Annotated in this window: 16 protein-coding genes; 1 reads left to right on the forward strand and 15 read right to left on the reverse strand. The window is 58.7% G+C overall.

Annotated elements, in window-relative coordinates:
- Window position 1: 1 nt before the first annotated feature.
- The 9 genes from J2X06_RS16755 to J2X06_RS16790 all read right to left on the reverse strand — a co-directional run bounded on the left by J2X06_RS16755 (window position 2) and on the right by J2X06_RS16790 (window position 10,535).
- On the reverse strand, window positions 2-3,010 hold the full coding sequence (locus J2X06_RS16755) for an RHS repeat-associated core domain-containing protein (RefSeq protein WP_310064390.1): 3,009 nt from the start codon (window positions 3,008-3,010) through the stop codon (window positions 2-4).
- A gap of 49 nt (window positions 3,011-3,059) precedes the next feature.
- Entirely contained in the window at window positions 3,060-4,559 is a 1,500-nt protein-coding gene (locus J2X06_RS16760; RefSeq protein ID WP_310064392.1) for a DUF6531 domain-containing protein, read from the reverse strand.
- Between the two features lie 18 nt (window positions 4,560-4,577).
- Complete coding sequence (locus tag J2X06_RS16765; RefSeq protein ID WP_310064394.1) at window positions 4,578-5,975, reverse strand: DUF6531 domain-containing protein; 1,398 nt, start codon at window positions 5,973-5,975, stop codon at window positions 4,578-4,580.
- A 60-nt stretch (window positions 5,976-6,035) separates the two neighbouring features.
- Window positions 6,036-7,559, reverse strand: coding sequence for a DUF6531 domain-containing protein (locus J2X06_RS16770; protein WP_310064396.1), 1,524 nt, complete (start codon window positions 7,557-7,559; stop codon window positions 6,036-6,038).
- A gap of 428 nt (window positions 7,560-7,987) precedes the next feature.
- Window positions 7,988-8,356 carry an HNH endonuclease gene (locus tag J2X06_RS18090; RefSeq protein WP_430539616.1) on the reverse strand — a complete coding sequence of 123 codons (369 nt, stop codon included), beginning with the start codon at window positions 8,354-8,356 and terminating at the stop codon, window positions 7,988-7,990.
- Window positions 8,357-8,503: 147 nt separating this feature from the next.
- Complete coding sequence (locus tag J2X06_RS16775; protein WP_310064398.1) at window positions 8,504-9,136, reverse strand: hypothetical protein; 633 nt, start codon at window positions 9,134-9,136, stop codon at window positions 8,504-8,506.
- Window positions 9,137-9,313: 177 nt separating this feature from the next.
- A complete protein-coding gene (locus tag J2X06_RS16780; protein WP_310064400.1) occupies window positions 9,314-9,886 on the reverse strand; it encodes a hypothetical protein in 573 nt (190 codons plus the stop codon).
- A gap of 59 nt (window positions 9,887-9,945) precedes the next feature.
- On the reverse strand, window positions 9,946-10,134 hold the full coding sequence (locus J2X06_RS16785; protein ID WP_310064402.1) for a hypothetical protein: 189 nt from the start codon (window positions 10,132-10,134) through the stop codon (window positions 9,946-9,948).
- Window positions 10,131-10,535, reverse strand: coding sequence for a P27 family phage terminase small subunit (locus J2X06_RS16790; protein WP_310064404.1), 405 nt, complete (start codon window positions 10,533-10,535; stop codon window positions 10,131-10,133). The genes J2X06_RS16785 and J2X06_RS16790 overlap by 4 nt, the downstream gene beginning before the upstream one ends.
- Before the next feature lie 257 nt (window positions 10,536-10,792).
- Between J2X06_RS16790 and J2X06_RS16795 the strand changes: the two genes are divergently transcribed.
- Window positions 10,793-11,092 carry a hypothetical protein gene (locus J2X06_RS16795; RefSeq protein WP_310064406.1) on the forward strand — a complete coding sequence of 100 codons (300 nt, stop codon included), beginning with the start codon at window positions 10,793-10,795 and terminating at the stop codon, window positions 11,090-11,092.
- A 220-nt stretch (window positions 11,093-11,312) separates the two neighbouring features.
- On the opposite strand, the gene J2X06_RS16800 is transcribed toward J2X06_RS16795, so the two are convergent.
- The 6 genes from J2X06_RS16800 to J2X06_RS16825 form a co-directional block, all read right to left on the reverse strand.
- Entirely contained in the window at window positions 11,313-11,846 is a 534-nt protein-coding gene (locus J2X06_RS16800) for a hypothetical protein (RefSeq protein WP_310064407.1), read from the reverse strand.
- 307 nt (window positions 11,847-12,153) lie between these two features.
- Window positions 12,154-12,615, reverse strand: coding sequence for a hypothetical protein (locus tag J2X06_RS16805; RefSeq protein WP_310064409.1), 462 nt, complete (start codon window positions 12,613-12,615; stop codon window positions 12,154-12,156).
- Window positions 12,616-12,716: 101 nt separating this feature from the next.
- Window positions 12,717-12,911: a hypothetical protein gene (locus J2X06_RS16810; RefSeq protein WP_310064411.1), complete on the reverse strand. Its 195-nt coding sequence runs from the start codon at window positions 12,909-12,911 to the stop codon at window positions 12,717-12,719.
- Window positions 12,908-13,129 carry a hypothetical protein gene (locus J2X06_RS16815; RefSeq protein WP_310064413.1) on the reverse strand — a complete coding sequence of 74 codons (222 nt, stop codon included), beginning with the start codon at window positions 13,127-13,129 and terminating at the stop codon, window positions 12,908-12,910. Before J2X06_RS16815 ends, J2X06_RS16810 begins: the two co-directional genes overlap by 4 nt.
- On the reverse strand, window positions 13,126-13,356 hold the full coding sequence (locus tag J2X06_RS16820) for a hypothetical protein (RefSeq protein ID WP_310064415.1): 231 nt from the start codon (window positions 13,354-13,356) through the stop codon (window positions 13,126-13,128). Before J2X06_RS16820 ends, J2X06_RS16815 begins: the two co-directional genes overlap by 4 nt.
- Window positions 13,353-13,550: a helix-turn-helix domain-containing protein gene (locus J2X06_RS16825; protein ID WP_310064417.1), complete on the reverse strand. Its 198-nt coding sequence runs from the start codon at window positions 13,548-13,550 to the stop codon at window positions 13,353-13,355. The genes J2X06_RS16820 and J2X06_RS16825 overlap by 4 nt, the downstream gene beginning before the upstream one ends.
- Between the last annotated feature and the right edge of the window lie 94 nt (window positions 13,551-13,644).

The raw sequence follows: 13,644 nt of genomic DNA on the forward strand, positions 1-13,644 counted from the left end.
CCTAATACCTATCAATCATCCGAAGGCGCACACACCGGCAGTTGGGGTCATTGGCAAAGGAATAGCCAGGGCCAACCATGAAAGGTCCGCGCCTCCAGCCGGTTGGATTATCGCGAGTGCAAACATTGCGTGGATCCTTGCATTCATACTCAGCGCACTTGAATTGTGTTTTCGGCCCCGGCCCGCAAAGGTCGAGCCCAAATGCCTCGAGTTGCCTGCAGGTTCCCTGCCCTGGCGTCAAATTATCTGAGTTATCGGGAACCTTGTAATCATCTGCTTCTACCGGAGGCAGCCTCAGATCCGGAGGTGCTCGATCCGAGGCGCTGCGCAAGAATTCTCTCGTAGCTTTCCGTCGATCCGCCGAACTCCCGCCCGCGCCGGGACCAAAGTTGCGTGGCGCTTTCGTCGTACCCGCCAGCCCCGATTCGTCGACAAAGGTTAACGGTTGATTGGAAACGTAAGCATACAAGGACACATCAGCAAGTAGTCCGAGCGGGTCCGCTTGCTGATAACGACCCGTTGCGGACTCATAATCCCTATAGCCGTTCTGATTCAAGCCACTCGCCACATCATAGCGCTGACCAGCGAAGCGCAAGTCGAACACGAACCCGACCGAATCTCCGTCCACATCCTCGTTTGGAACGCTATTGCCGAACGCCTCGCTGGCGATGTCCCACTTCCACACCGCCGCGTCGCGCTCTGGCTCAATCACCGCCCGCGGCGTGCTAAGCGCGTCGGCCTCGACGTAATGCAGTTGGTTGCTGGCAATTACGCCAACCGGCAGGTCATCCAGCCACACCCCCTGCTGGATGGGACTGCCAGCACTGTCGTAATCGCCGATCCAGCGGCCGCTTTCGTCGTATAGCGTGTAGACGTTACCGACGCCCAGATACTTGCGCACCTGTTCGCCCTTGCCGTTGTACGCGTACTGCATCACCACTGCGTCGTTGCGCTCAACCTGACTCATTCGGCCGGCGGCGTTGTAAACAAACTCCTGCGCCGTGCCGCCGATCGACGTGGTGTTTCCGGCGTCATCGTAGCTGCGGCCAATACCGTCGACTGCCGTCAGGCGGTGACTATCGGTCGGATAGTCATAGGTCTGCGCCCCGCCGGCGTTGGCGAAGCTAGTACGGTTACCCGTAACATCGTACGTGTAGCTTTCGATCATCGCACCGGTTGGACCGTCTCGGAAGGCTATAAGTCGATTCAGTGCGTCGTAGTCGAAGGTCATCCGCGGCGGTGATGTCAGATCGGCGGCTTGAATACTTGCCAAGTTACCGACCGCATCCCAGGCGTAGCCGAGGTCCAGCCCGCCGGTGCCGCTGCCGGTGCTGCGGATCGCCTGCATCCGGTAGTCCAAGTCGAGAGTGCGCACGAAAGTACGGCCGTTGCCGAACGTCCAACCGCTGGTGGGCCCGAACGGGTAGTAGGTGGCGCTGTGTAGCAGCATCTGGCGATTTCCGCCGACGGGCGTCACGCCAACCTCAGTCACCCTACCCAGACCGTCGCGAACGTAGTCGACACCCGTGCCGTCCGGATAGCTGATACCGCTAAGCCGACCGGCCTTCGTATAGGCGTACTGCAGGACGAAGCTCTGGCCGTTGGTAATTTGCACCTTGCGTGTCAAATTGCCAAAGCGATCGTAGCAGTACTTCGTGCTCCCGCTCCCGTCGTCGATTCGGGTTAGTCGGCCAACCGCGAACGTCTCTTCGGCGGTGCAGTCGGCCTGCACAGCATCGTAGACGTAACCGATGCTAAGCGCGGTGTCGCTGTAGTCAACGACAGTTAGGCGGTTTAACGCATCGTAGTTGTAGCTAACCAGCTCATTGCGGGCATCGACTGCGCTGATGCGGTTGCCGGCCGCGTCATACCCAAATGTCGCCACCCCGGTGTCCGGGCTCTCCAACTGGGTCAGGTCGCCGAAGGCGTTGTAGCTGTAACTCGTGACCAAGCCTTTCGGGTCGACGACCGCCGTCAGTTGATCCCGGGTATCGTACTGGAACTGAGTCTGGGTCGCGATGCCACCAGCATCCTTGATTGTCTTGGCCAAACGGTTCAGAGGGTCGTAGTCGTTGTCAACGATTCGCCCCAACGCATCAGTCGCGGTGTCGGAGTTGCCGGTGACGTCGTAGGTGAAGCCGGTCGGGTGGTTGCTGGCGTCCCTCTCCGACTGCATTTGGCCGAGTTGGTTATAGACCCGCGACAATGTGCGCTTAATCGTTCCGGTTTCGCCTTTCACATCCTCCCTGGTGCGGTTCCCAGCATTGTCGAGCGTGTAATGGATCGTGTTGCCATCGGCATCAACAATGTCGGTCAGCCGGTGGGCCGCGTCATAGACGTAGGATGTGAAACTGCCGTCCGGCAGCGTGGCACTGCTGACCAAACCGGTTGGGTAATAGTCGATCCGGGTGATCAGGTCGTCGCTATCGACGCCCGCATCTGCACCTCGCACCTTACGCGCCGTCAGCCAGCCGCGCGGGTGGTATTCGAAGTCGGTAATCACGCCATTGGCGTCCTTAACCGATAACGCACGGCCAGCGCCGTCGTACTTCAGCGTCTCGATAACGTGACCGAGCGCATCGGTCACCTTCCACAGGTCGCCCTTGCGATGCGGACAGATGGTCGGCGCTGACACACAAGTCGCATCGTCGCTGGCGTAGTAAGCGTAGGTGATGAGGTCGGAGACGTCATTGCGCGGTCCGTCGACGGCGGTCACAAGACCAAGACGCGGACACGCACCGGCGTCCACGTCCGTCTGCTCGCAGTAGGTTGTGGTCGTGGTACGGGCAGCACCAGACACCGGATCGACCTGCGAGGCCGTCAATTCCTGGCCGCGGGCGTTGTAGGTCCACGTCTGCTTGGCGACTAGCGTATTTGTGGCGTCATAGATACGCCGCTCAATCGGTACAGCAAAGTCCGAGTGCCACTCGGTCTGGGTAGTGCGCTTGACGCTGGCCTCAGCGCTCCCAACGGCTAGCAGCGTGAACAACAGAACGTATCTCTTGCGCATCCTTACCCCCCTTTGTCCATGACCGTGCCCAGCGCCCTAGCAGCACTGATTAGTTGTTGACTGCTTCTACCTGCTTGATCAACCGGCCTTCAGCGTCGTAGTCGTAATCGACCGCGCTACCGGCAGGATCCAACGCCACGTCAACGCGGCCCAACGCGTCAAAAGTGGACGATGAATGTCGCGTAGCGCACCCGGAGCACGTCGATGTCAATGACGTCCTTCGAGCAACCCCTTGAATAACGGTGTACTCGCCAACGTCTTGCTGTCCGATCGGACCGGTGACGGCAGTACTCGCAGCGTAAGTGGATGACGGAGCTACCGTGTAGACAGCCGAGTATTTGTCCGTTCCACTTGCCAACTCTGTCCCAGTCGCCTGATGGGATGCGTTGTAGTACGTGGACGAGTAGCGGGCCCCGCTCTCGTCGATAACGCCAGTTAGCGCGTTCGGTTGGCCGGTGCCAACCACGTAACCGGCTTCGCCATAACGGTACCGAACAACGGAACCGTCGGGATATTGGACCGAAGTGAGATTTGCAATGGCCGGGTCAGTACTGTCATAGAGGAACTGAAGCGAATGCCCGTCTGGCAAGTCAATGGCCATCAGTTGACTGCTGGCGTTATAGGTAAATTTCAACGATCTTCCAGCAGAATCAACAACCGTCCCAAGGCGATCTGACGAGTCGTATGACAGTGCTTGTGTCGCACCAGAGCGATCAGCCTTCTGGATCAAACGACCAGCGTTATTGAATGATTCCACCAAACCATTAGGTGCGCGCCGCGTCCAACCGACCCTGGCGCCTTGTTGATCCAACAGATCCTCAAACTTGGCAGCGTTATCCGGCTCGGCCACCCACGTGGATTGGCTCCGCGTGTAGCGCTCAAGGGTGCCTTCCGGCCTGGACACATACGCGACAGCGGGAACCCCCGAGACGTTCTGGATCTTCACTGACTGCGAATAGTTATGTCGCCTATTCCCCCCCAGCATGTACTGCTGCGGAACAAAATTTACCCACGACTGCTCGTTAAGGCGAATACTGTTGTACGTCCAACTGAACTCCAACGGGAACGCCCCGTTCCCAACGTACTCTTGCCTCACTTCGTACTTGTTTCCTGTTGCAGGATTAATCGGATCGCCGAACGAGCAGCACGTTGGACCTGCATTCTTCTCTGGCTTCGCATCCGTTTGCGCCAGGCATCTGCCCGCAGCCTCACTCCACGCGGCGTTTGGGGCGCAACCCGTACTCCATATGCTTTGCGCCGCACCCCAGGACTCCCGACTAGGTTGATATCCGCAGCCGAACTGCTTGGCGAAGATGTGTTGATCTTTGAATATCGCGTACTGCGGAGGCCGGTTTGGCGGGCACCATGGAGACATGTTGCGACCATCTGCCAATATTGCCGCGTAAGCATTTTCGATTGTGTCGCAGTAATACGTAAGGTTATAAGGATCCTGATAGCAACCCGGCGCCGCATGGGCATTTCCAGGAAATAGGAACGTCGCTGCATAGAAAACCGCCGAAGCAAGGACAAAGCGAACAGTAGAGAGCATAGGTGTCCTCCGCCCTGATTAGTTGTTGACCGCCTCGACCTGCTGAACCAATCGCCCCTTGGCGTCGTAGTCATAGTCGGTTGTGACGCCCTTTGGATCGGTTACCACATCTGGCCGTCCCTTGGCGTCATACGTGTAGCCAGTTGAGCGAGTCGTACAGCCTGCGCACTGCTCAATTACGGAACTCGCCTTCCTGACTCCAAGGGGTGTGACGAAGGATCGCGTCTGCGATTCGCCAGCCGGCGTGGAAACGACGACAGATCCATTGCTGTTGTATAGGGCGCTGAACTTATCTACGCCACCGGCGTGTTCAGTGGATAGTGCCCGCCCATCTGTCCGGTACTTGAAAGTGGCATAGCGCTGACCACTTTCGTCGGCTATCCCAGTCAGTGCACTCGGCAGATTCGCGCCACTGGTATTGGCCGACTCGTTGTAGAGGTAGTTGCGGCTGGTCGCCCCCGAATACGCAGCCTGGCCGAGGCGACCCAGGGCGTCATATGTGTAACTCACATATGCTCCACCGGCGCCGTTGATCCGGCTAATCCTCTTGCTCGCATCGTACTCAAAATAGATTCCGCGACTATCCTCGCCTACAACACTGAGCAGCGACTGATCGGCGCTGTAATTCAGCTGTACCGACCTCCCGTCAAGGCGCTTGATCCTGACAAGTTGACCCTTGGCGTTAAACTCTTCCGACTCTCGCAAATCAGTTGGGACGTACGTCCATCCAATTAGAACGCCCGCGTCATCGACCTGGCGTATGAGCTGCGAGATGACATCTGCGTCAGGGAGAAACACGCCATTGCTCAGCCTGAAGGCCACGCGACTGCCATCGGGCCGTTGGACATAGGCCATCGCCGAGACACCAGTGCCTAGGAACTCGACATTTCGCGAATAAGTATGAGTCCAGTTGGATCCGAACGCAGATGCCGGAGCGCCTGGATGACTGTTGTAGTGGCGCGAAAAACCCAACAACCCTACATCAACTATGTCATCTTCCTTCTGATACTTATTCCCGATCGCGACGTTAATCGGATTTCCGCAATGGGTGGTGGCCTTACATTGCTCTGGCCCTAGATTCTTTTCAGGTGCGTAGTCATAGCGCGTCCCGTATACGTGCCCTCCTCCGCCGCACGTTCCATGAAGAAGGAAGAAAGCAAACTTCCCGGTCGTGCTGCCGTCGGCGTAGTACTGCGTTGTGTAACTACAACCAGGAAACGCATACGCCCAATCCCGTTGATACTCCGCCCACCAGGCCGTGAGGTCCTCCGTAACCGTGGAGAATCTGGGCTTGCTCCAATAAGCATAGTCATCGTAGAAGGGCGGACCATAGTAGTAACTGGTCGTCTGCGCATGAGCAGGAGATCCGAACAGATTTGCCAAGAGGAACATCGCAGCAAAAGCGATCATTCTCATACCAGCCTCCTTGCACCCCAATGAAATCGGCTTGAACTAAGCCCCGCGCTCGCGGCCTGGCTATAACCCGTTGGCGCCCTCGACTTTTTGAGTCACGAGGCCGCTGGAGTTGAAGTCGTAGTCGGTCACGACACCCTTAAGATCCGTCTCGGTATTGAGCCTGCCGCTAGCGTCGTAGGTGTATGAAACACTGCCGGCGGGACAGCTACTGCACTGGTCTGCCCCCGAGGTGGCTCGGGCGCGGCCACCATACGGCGCGAAACTGACAATGCGCCGTTTGCCGAGGGAGTCCAGCACGCTAGCCTGTGGCGCGTAACCGTTGGGCGACATGGTATAGGTGACATCAAAGCGATCGATGTTCGATCCCAGGTACGTGCTAGTCGCATAGGTATAGCGGTCGTACGTGGTGGTCGAGTAGCGGCTCTGCGCCTCATCAATCACACCTGTCAGAGCGCCTGGCTTTGTCTCTGAAACGCTGTATGCCGACTCGTTATAGCGGTACTGGATGGACGCACCGCCCGGATAGGTGACGGTGGCCAAATTGTTGGATGCGTCGTACCCAAAGGCGATGCTGTTTCCGTCTGGCAGGTTTAGGCCACTCAGGTTTCCCTGTGGGTTGTAAGAGAAGGCAAGCCTCCTCCCTTCTGGATCGATCACTTCGCCCAACCGCCCCTTTTCGTTGTACGTCAACGTTTGACTCAAGCCGAGCCTGCCAGTCAGGACAACCAACTGACCCTTGACGTTGTACAACTCCTGATCCCCATTCGAACTTGTATAGCGCCAGCCGGCGAATGCGCCAGATGCATCCGGAACACTGAAGAGCCGCCCATCGACGCCAGACGTCGGAACCCAGGCGCCTGACACGAGGTTGAATCGAAATGTATTTCCTTCCGGTCGAAGGACATACGCGGTCGTGATAGTCCCGTTACTGGTCTGGCGCACCGCTCTGGCGAAGGTGTGCGTCCGATTTCTACCGAGGGACAATTCCTGCGGTCCGGCTGCGATTGAGCTACCGCTGCTGTTGTAAGTCCAGCCAAAGCGCAGAGGAAACGCACCTCGCCCTTCGTACTCGGTTCTCTGCTCGAACTTGTTTCCCACTGCGACGTTAATCGGATCACCGTAGCTGCAGTCCGGAGTGCAGGGATGGCCTCGGCTGAGTTCGGGGTCAACCTTGTTTGGTGGCGTCGTGCAACTCAGCCCGTCGGGCGAGTAGTACCAAGGCCCCGTATTGGTGCAGCCGGCCCAACGACGCGCTGTGCTCCCGAATACGATTACGCTCGTCGCCCCGGTCTCGCAGGACCTATTGATTGCGTGCGCGTTGTAGTGGCTTCCAGGGGGATTTCCTACCGGGAAGGCGTCCAAAAAAATCTCTTCCCTTGCAAACAGAATGGGCTTGCCGCACTGGTGAAGCGCGAGTTTCTCCCAATCGGTAGTAAATGCGGTTACGGGATCAGGATATCGGATGTTCTCCCAATTGCCGGAGTAGAAATTCGGAACGTTCCAGAAGACGATAGGCGCATAAGACGCTTGCGCTGATACTGGCAGCGCTGCGAAAGCAAGCAACACAAGCAGAATTGCACGCACAGTCCGAACCCGAGACCTACTCCATGTGCTGTCCATCGCCCCATCTCCTCAGAAGCGGAATAATCAGAATCGCCCATCAGTCTCCGGCCTCCCTCGAAGCAGCAGAGGCTTAGATTCAAAAACTTCAAGATCTGAATTGGGAACATCGGTCGACGATGCTCCGATGATGACTACTCAATCGAAGACGCAACTCACCTCGTAGTGGCTGCTCGTCCATGTCTGTTGCGGCCATCCTTGCCCCCCCTAGCCATGCCTTGCGCATGACGATGTAAATTCAGACTCCTACAGCCACTTCGCGCTGTCAACCACCTTTGCCCGCCAAAACTGAGAACTCCGTAATCAATTTGACCGAGTACACAGCACCAGGAGTTGGGGCGGGGGTCGATCGCGGCCGGACTATTGAACAGCGAACCTATCGCGTTTCAAGTTTACGCCTCCGGTCGGAACGAACTATTGGCTAACAGTCGAACGGTAAGCCATTCGCCAGAACGGGCCTTTGGCTGGACCCTCTCTAGGTATCGCTCCGAACTCGGCGGGTGCTTCCCTCGATGCCTGATGGTATTGCAGTGCCAGCACGCCGCGACGATGTTCCCCAACGCATGCCGACCACCGTCACATCGGGCGAGCAGGTGTTCGGCCGTGCAGCGAAACAGGAATACCGCTCGGGGGCTTAGGCCGTAGCGCGCGGCAAACGCATCCGCGTCCTCCTCCCACATCGGGACGCCACAGTAGTGACAAAGGCCGGACTGGGCCCGGTAGGTTTCAGCGCGATTGCGCGTAAGTTGCTTCTTGCTCATCGATGGCTCCGCTGCTTGAAGGGAACCCGCGCCTCGTAGAGGACTATTGCGGGAACCCGACAGCACAGCCGATCGGGCAGAGCTCGTCGTGTCATACGAACGAGCGGTGCCTATATACCGCGCCCGGCAGATTGGGGCAACTGCCCCTTAGCCCCACATACTGAAGCCTGATGGGATCGTATAAACGTTCTCGCCCGCTTGATTCTTGATCGTACTAACCATGCCGTTGTCGCGAATCGACTCGGCGAGATAGAGCGTTGTGCCTGGCGTGATGGTGAACGTGGGATTCGTGCCGGCCGCTGGGTCGCCGCTATTCGCCCAAGCGCCCTTCGACCCCAGCCAGATCTTGCCGGTGGCTGCATCGTAGGCCGCCATGTTTCGCTCGGTCGCTATCGGCGGTGTGAGGCCGGTGCTAGACGAGCCAGGCCACACGGACGAGCCGCTGTTGTTCTGAATGCCCCAGCCGTCCGAGCCGGAAGACCCGAGGAAAGCATTGAGCGACTGCGACGCATTGGCGAAACCAAACAGCTGGTTGTTCGGAACGTTGGTATCAATCTCGTTCTCCACGTACCACTTCCCACTGGAGTGCGAAGTGATGCTGCGGACCGAATACCAGGTGCCAAATGTGTCGGTCTCGGCGGTGCGGTTGTAGTTGGACAGGACGATGTGCACGCCCTTGTCCGCAGGGTTCCAGTAATCGCCAGTCGGCGGCGGCGGGGACCCTGTGTCCCCCGCGCCGCGCGAAAAACCGAGCTGCCCGAGTTGAAAAGTCGGAATCATGGATGCTCCAGTGACAAGAAAAGCCCCGCGCTTGGCGGGGCTGGAAATAGGTGCCGCATCACTCCGATAGGAACGCCCGATGGCTAACCGGAGCTGCGGCTGGCGCGGTTGTTCACTGCACGGACACTCACGCCTTGTCCATCTACTGCGTCATTCCAGTTGATTCGCTCCCTGGAATTAGCGATTGCCCTGCGCAATCAGCTTCAGCACGTCGATCTGGCGGGCAATGTCCCGGCGCCATGCCGGAAGTTGGTCGGCCGTGTCCGGTGTCGGAAACCTGACCTGCGGAAGGTCTGAGCAGCCGCGCTGGAACAGGCCGTTCGAGTCGGCGTCCAAGGTCTGGTTGGCGGCAATCACGGAGTCCAACAGGTCCAGCAGCTTCTCGGCATGCGCGATGTACCCAGCGTCGTCCTTGGCAAACACGCGATGGCCTGCAGTCCGGGCCGCTAGTGCAACCTTCTCGGCTTGGCGAGACATAGCCTGGCCCAGTTGGAAGGACTGCGTTTGCAGGGTACTGATCTGCTCGACACGCGCCCCCTTCGCCTCTGCCGCTACGCCCGGCTTAAGCGCTACCGCTTCAGAGATGAGCTTGTCGTCATTGACAGCACCTTCGCGGTCCTGCGCCCAAAGCAACTCGCGGTTCAGTGCATCGTCCACAGTCTGCTTTTTGGCGGCCAGTTCGTTCTGTACGCGGCAAGCCTCGGCGTACTCGGCGTCGTCGTTGATGGTATTGATGTTGGCGTTCTTCACTTGGTCATTCCTTGGTTCAAATTGGCGATGGGCGGAATAGCCCGCGTTGTTGCTGTGTTTCAGGAAAGTTCTACTTCCAGCTCGGCGCGTATGCGGCTGGCATCGATCCAAGCGGCATGGAATACCGTGCCGGGTTGCGGTGACACTGAATCCACTTCGCAGGGGTGGATGCCCCACGGCGGCGTGCCGTCGCGCTCCCGCAGCCTTCTCGCATCGCTGGAGAGATAGGGGTGTTGGGCGACCTTCATGACTCACCCTGCTCGTAAGCGGCCCGCATCGCCTCCACGCCGGCAGGGCCTCTCTTTCGACTGGCTGTGCCTGCCTTCAGACGGTCAAACCGAGATTGGGGACAGACCCGCAGACGCGCTGAGAGCGCCACCAAGGCCCGCTGTGCCTTTTCCTGCACGACGAGCCACGGATTAGCTCGACCGCCCACGACGTGCCCTTCCTGCTCCAGCATTTCGGATGCCTTCTGTGCCGTGACGGCAGCGGTTGCGTACTCCGCCAGTAGCGGCAAGTCAGCTGGCGTGAAGTGGTCGGTATCCACGGAAGACACCAGCGCTTCGAAAACCGCACGCACCGGCTTTGACAGGTACGCAGGAGCGGCCACCCTATGCCGGGTGGAGATGGATGTAAGCATTCCGGCCATTAGGGCCTCCTAAGAGCAAAGGTCATGTAGCAAAGGCGAGCGGGACTCGCGGTCAGCGAGACGAAAGGCGTGAACTTTCCTTTGGCCCCTACCCCGTCCCGCCAATTGCAGATGCGGACGTATTCGGGTGCTGGCGGTCGCCGGGACGAGACTCGGGGACTTTGGCGTCCCGCTAGCCCGGTTGGCGATGTATTGATATTTCCTGCCTAGCACCTAACTTAGTGACTTCCGTTCCCAACAGCCCCAGGAGTTTGCCCGTGAGTGAGCAAGAGCTAATCGCGCTGCGCACCCAGTTGCAGCAATTGACCATCCTAGCGAAGCAAACGGACCTTGAACTGGCCAAACTCCAAGGCCACTCTGCAGCAGTCGAGTTGGTTGTCGCGGCCCTGGTACTCACTCACCCGAACCCGAAACTCGTTCGTCAGGCCATAGCGGAGAACAGGCCTGAGCTTTCGAACAACCTTCGCGATGGAATGTTTGCCGCCACGCTCCAAAAGATGGAGCAAGCGATATCCAATGAGATTAATCGCCGAGAAGCGGCAGCAAACCCGGCGTGATTTTGAGATGCGCCCCTTTAACCGGGGGCGCGCGGTTGTCTGTAAGCCTGACGGGGCTGGCGGAGGTTGCCCCGTTGTCGCTGGGGCGCGCGATTGACCAGGCATGGCCTAGTCGAATTCGGTGAAGCGCGTGGCCAGTAGCCAGCTCGGGATGCCTCCGCCAAGAGGTCAACCAAAAGCAAAAGGGCCGCCGTTTGGCAGCCCTTCTATATCCTCACCCCTAGGATAGGTTCCCGAGGTTCAGACCCGCACCTCCTAGCTCGGCAATGGCCGCCCGCCTGATCTGCAGCAGAGTCCGGTAGCGCGCCCCGACCTCCTTAGCCAGGTCTCTCGGGTGGGTCTTGATCTTGACTCCGTGCACATTGGCGGCACCCAGCAGCAAACCGATGGTGACGGCCTCCATGTTGGTCTGCACTCCATCGTCCGCCAGCCGCGAGAGCATCCGGTAGACAGCACGCATCAGCGGGTTGCGGGCAGGCTCCATGCGGTACACGCTGCGGACGATCCGATAAGCCAGATGCCTAACGTCAGCGTCGAACAGGTCGGGCGGGATCACGACCACGCCATAGCCGGAGTTTTCGTCATCGTCGCCGCCGAATATTTCCGCTGCCTCTGAGCTTGGTCCACGAGCAGATCCATTGCCGTCGCCGTCACCCCTCGCGCAAGTCATCAGGCCGGCCTTGATTAGGTCGCCGCGCACTTGATCGGCTACGCGATGGCCTGGGCTTTCGTAGAAATCGTTCACGCCTTCCATGACTTCCTCCCCTGTAACGCAGTAACCGTTACGCAACCGTTTCGCTTAGCGATTCGCTTTCCGTTGGACCCTTTTGGGGCACCGACCCCTAAAGCAGTGATTCCCGAGCAGGAATCAATGGCCCTTGTCCCTGGTAAAGCTTTTAAGGTGTGCACGGGGCGATCAACAGGAGGACATAAAAGTGCGCTGAATGGTGCACGGGGCGCACTAGTCCTGTTTTTGTTGTGCACGGGGCGCACTACATGAGCACTGACTGGTGCACGGGGCGGGCAACGTTGGTGCACGGGGCGATCATCAATTTCTAATTTCATGCCACCGACCTCAGGTGCCGACGCTTGGGCTTCCGCTTCCCTACTGAGCGAACAAACGGGGGCCGCTCCTCTTTCCAGTTGTCGTCTGGCTTGAGGGTCTGGCCAACGTCTAGCGGCTGTCCTGGTTTGTGGTCGATGCGCCGCCAGGAAAGCCCGTGGAGCGTTGCTCGGTTCCTTCCGCCCTGCCTGGTGCGAACGATGATCCCGTAGTGCTCCAGCTCTTCCACGGCTTTCTGAAGCGTGTGCGAGGACTTCCAGCCACACTCCTTCATCAGCGTTCGGGAAGCGCACAGATAACCGTTGTTGAAGCCCGAGTATTGGCGGGCCAAGTCCATCACTAGCTTCACTGCCCATGGGCTGAGGCGCACATAGTTCGGGTGCCTCAGCAAGGTCAGGGGAATTAGGAACGCAGCCCCCCCGTCGATGTCGTCCCATCGATTGTCTTTTCGTTTGCCCATCCCCTTTCCTTGGCGTGGCCAGCCGACTAGACTGGCCACGCACTCACTCGCCTGATTGCATCCAGAAGCCCCAGAGCCGCGCCAACGGTCTGGGGTTTCGCTTATGCGGCCTTTGGTTCGCCGCGCTCTAACTCCCCACCCAAACGAACCAGCACCGTGTAGACCTCATGTGCGGCCCGTGCCGCGATGAAAGCCCTGTCTGGAGTGGTGTCGCGGAACAGTTCCAACAGCTGCCCTTGCGTGCGCTCTGCCAGCTCCGGCAGTGCGGCTCGCAATTCGTGTGCGCGATCGTTCATAGCTCTGCCCCCATGGCGGTATGAATCAGTTCCTTGAGCTCGTCGAGAAGGTCTTGCAGGACCCAGGTCGCTCCCGGCACCGCGTCATCGCGTGGCTTATCGCCCGACCCCGCTACACAGATAAGGCTGAGCACGCCCTGAGCCTGATAGATCAGCTTGTCTGCCGCATCGATAACTTCGATCTGGTCGCGGGTGTTGATGGTGGTGGCGCAATTCATGCCGCACCTCCCGCCCGCTGAGTTGCGCGCTCGTCCAAGAACGCGTCGAAGGCCTCCTTAGCGTCAAACAGCACATGAAGCAGCGCCGAGTAGTAGCTCCCCTTCATCTGGTCGTTGATCTCATCGAAGTCCTCGCAGGTCAGAGCCATGCCCATCCCCTGCGCGTGGTCGAGGATCATGCCGAGGCGATCCAGCGGATCCGGATGGATCTTCTCCAAGTAGCTCATGCAGCCCCCTTTGAGCTCTCACGTTCAAGCTTGGCGATGAACTCCTCCAGCGCCTTCCGGCTGACCATGCGCCGCCTTCCGGCCTTGAAGGTCTTTAGTTGGTGCTTCCCGATGGCCTGATACAGGCGAGATCTGTTCATTCCTGTGGCCAAGGCCGCCTCCTCGACGGTAAAGCTGATTTTGTCGGTGTTCACGTGCTATCTCCGATATCTTGTTTGCAGTGCAAACATGCACCGGAGCCAAGCATAGACCAAATCAGTCCGGTTGTGTCAACATGTTTGCAGTGAA

The sequence above is a fragment of the Lysobacter niastensis genome (genome assembly GCF_031457115.1).
Classification (GTDB): domain Bacteria; phylum Pseudomonadota; class Gammaproteobacteria; order Xanthomonadales; family Xanthomonadaceae; genus Lysobacter_J; species Lysobacter_J niastensis_A.